Here is a 3,164-nt window from a genome sequence, read left to right as displayed (position 1 = left end):
GGCTCCGGCGTGGGCTCGGGCTCGGCGGCGACGGGCGCCGCGACCGGCTCTGTGACCGTCACGACGGCTTCCGAGGCCGCCTTCGGCGAGCCGGCGGGCGCGGAGACCTTGCGCGTCGCCCGGCGGCGCGTACGGCCCTTGGGCGCGGCCTCGTCGGCGACCGCAGCGTCGGCCACCGGAGCCTCGACGACCGGGTCCTCCGCGGCGGCCGGCTCCGAGTGGGCGACGGCGGCCGACTCCGGCCGCACGGGGCGCTCGACCTCGTCCTCGGCCGTCACACTCTGCGCCGTCGGGGCCTCGGCCGCCCTGCGCTCGGGCTTGCGGGACTCGGGCCTCGTGGACTCGGGCCTCGGCGCACCCGCCGGGGCCGACGCGCGACGACTGGCCCGGCGCCGCGAACGGCCACGGGTTGCCGCGGCCTCCGCCTCGGCGGCGCTGCTGAAGAGTTCCTCGTCGGGCTCGAATTCGGGCCCGGCCAACGCGACGGGCGCGGCGACCTCGGCGGCCACCTCCGCCTCCGTTTCGGCCTCCTCCTCGACGGCCTCGACGATCGAGGCCGGGACCTGCTCGGGCACGGTCTCGGCACCGGCACGGGCGCGCTTCTTGCGCTTGCCGCCGCCTCCCGCGGAGGTCGGCTGCTCCATGTGCACGATGACGCCACGGCCGTTGCAGTGGACGCAGGTCTCCGAGAAGGACTCCAGCAGACCCTGGCCGACGCGCTTGCGCGTCATCTGCACGAGGCCCAGCGAGGTGACCTCGGCCACCTGGTGCTTCGTACGGTCGCGTCCCAGGCATTCCAGCAGGCGCCGCAGGACCAGATCCCTGTTGGACTCCAGGACCATGTCGATGAAGTCGATGACGACGATGCCGCCCAGGTCACGCAGCCGCAGCTGGCGCACGATCTCCTCGGCCGCCTCCAGGTTGTTCCTGGTCACGGTCTCTTCGAGGTTGCCGCCCTGACCGGTGAACTTACCGGTGTTGACGTCGACCACGATCATCGCCTCGGTCTTGTCGATCACCAGCGAACCGCCGCTCGGCAGCCAGACCTTGCGGTCCAGGGCCTTGGCGAGCTGCTCGTCGATCCGGTACGTCGCGAAGACGTCGACCTCGCTCGTCCACTTCTGCAGACGCTCGGCCAGGTCGGGGGCGACATGGGAGACGTATCCGTGGATGGTCTCCCAGGCCTCGCCGCCACTGACGATGACCTTGGAGAAGTCCTCGTTGAAGATGTCGCGCACGACGCGGACGGTCATGTCCGGCTCGCCGTACAGCAGGCTCGGGGCGTTGCCGCTCTTCGCCTTCTTCTGGATGTCCTCCCACTGCGCCTGCAGCCGCTCGACGTCACGGCGCAGCTCGTCCTCGCTCGCGCCCTCGGCGGCGGTGCGCACGATGACGCCCGCGTCCTCGGGGACGATCTTCTTGAGGATGGTCTTCAGGCGCGCGCGCTCGGTGTCCGGGAGCTTGCGGCTGATCCCCGTCATGGACCCCTCGGGGACGTAGACGAGGTAGCGGCCCGGGAGGGAGACCTGGCTCGTGAGCCGGGCGCCCTTGTGCCCGATCGGGTCCTTCGTCACCTGGACGAGGACCGACTGGCCGGACTTCAGCGCGCTCTCGATGCGGCGGGGGCCGTTGGCCATGCCCAGCGCCTCGAAGTTGACCTCACCGGCGTACAGGACGGCGTTGCGCCCCTTGCCGATGTCGATGAAGGCGGCCTCCATCGACGGCAGCACGTTCTGGACCTTGCCCAGGTAGACGTTGCCGACGTACGAGGTCGACTGCTCCTTGTTGACGTAGTGCTCCACGAGCACGTTGTCTTCCAGGACGCCGATCTGGGTGCGGTCGCCGTGCTGCCGTACGACCATCACGCGCTCGACGGCCTCACGGCGGGCCAGGAACTCGGCCTCGGTGATGATCGGAACGCGGCGGCGGCCCTGCTCGCGGCCTTCGCGACGGCGCTGCTTCTTCGCCTCCAGACGGGTCGAGCCCTTGATGGACTGCACCTCGTCGGACGGCTCGTCCTTCTTGCGGGGCTCGCGGACCTTGACGACCGTGCGCTCGGGGTCACCGTCGCCCGGCTCGGCGTCGACGGGCGTGTCACCGGTGCGACGACGGCGGCGCCGACGACGACGGCTGCTGCTGGAGCCGCCGCCCTCCTCGCGCTCGTCCTGAGCGTCCTCTTCGGTCTGCTCGGCGGTGTCCTCGGCGTCCTGCTCCGCCTGCTCGGCGGCGACTTCCTCGCCCTCCGCGCCTTCGCCGTCCGCCTCGGCGGACTCGCCCCGGCGACGCCGACGGCCACCGCGACGACGCCGACGGCGCGAACCGCTCTCCTCGCTCTCGTCGCCCTCGGCCGACTCCTCCTCGGCGGACTCCTCGGCCTCGGGGGTCTCGTCGGCCTCCGCCTTGGCGGCGGGCTCCTCGGCCGCGCCCCTGCGGCGACGACGCCGACGCGGCCCGGTCTCCTCCTCGACGGGCTCGGGGGCTGCCGCCGTCTCGGTGGCCGCCTCTTCGTCCGCTTCGTCTGCTTCCTCCGCGGCCTCGGCAGCGGCGGCGGCCGCGGCGCGCTCCGGCGTCTGGAACATCGGCTCCGTGAACACCGGCGGCTGGAAGACGGCGACAGCGGGCCGTGCGGGGCGGCGCGCGGGCTCTTCCTCGGTCTTCTGCTCCTCGGCCTGCGGCGTGGTCGTCTTCGGCGCGGGCGCGGAGAAGCCTCCGGCCGCCTTGCGGGTGGCGCGACGGCGCGAACGACGCGGGGTGGCGTCCTCGGCGGCCGCCTCCGGCTCGGCGGTGGTGGCGTCGGTGGTGTCGCCGTTGGTGGTGTTGGCGTTGGTCTGGTCGGTCTCGGCAGCGGCCACAGGGGCCTCCCTGCGCTCGTTACGGACAGCGGCCGTGGCGGTCTCCGCCTCGGCGGACGGCTCCGCGGTCTCCGCGGTCTCCGCGGTCTCCGCGGCCGGCGCGCCTGCGGGCGCGGCGGCGCGGCGTGTGGCGCGACGGCGCGTACGACGCGGGGCGGTGTCTTCGGTCTCGGTGGTCTGCTCCGGCTCGGCGACGGCGGCGGGCTCGGGCTGCGGCTCGGTGATGCTCTGCGCCGCCTCGGCGACGGGCGCGTTGGCCTCGTCGGATGCGGCAGTCGTGAGGGCCGCGGCGTCAGCGGCCTGGGCGGCCTC

1 protein-coding gene is annotated in these 3,164 nt (G+C 73.4%); it reads right to left on the bottom strand.

Annotation, left to right across the window (positions count from 1 at the left end):
• Positions 1-3,164 (bottom strand): Rne/Rng family ribonuclease (locus tag FE633_RS46785; RefSeq protein ID WP_138051242.1); only part of this gene is annotated, 3,164 nt, incomplete at both ends.

Origin of the sequence: Streptomyces montanus (assembly GCF_005786655.1) — a bacterium.
GTDB classification, from domain to species: domain Bacteria; phylum Actinomycetota; class Actinomycetes; order Streptomycetales; family Streptomycetaceae; genus Streptomyces; species Streptomyces sporangiiformans.
Note: the sequence above shows the minus strand (reverse complement) of the source record. Positions and strands in the feature narration are given on the sequence as shown.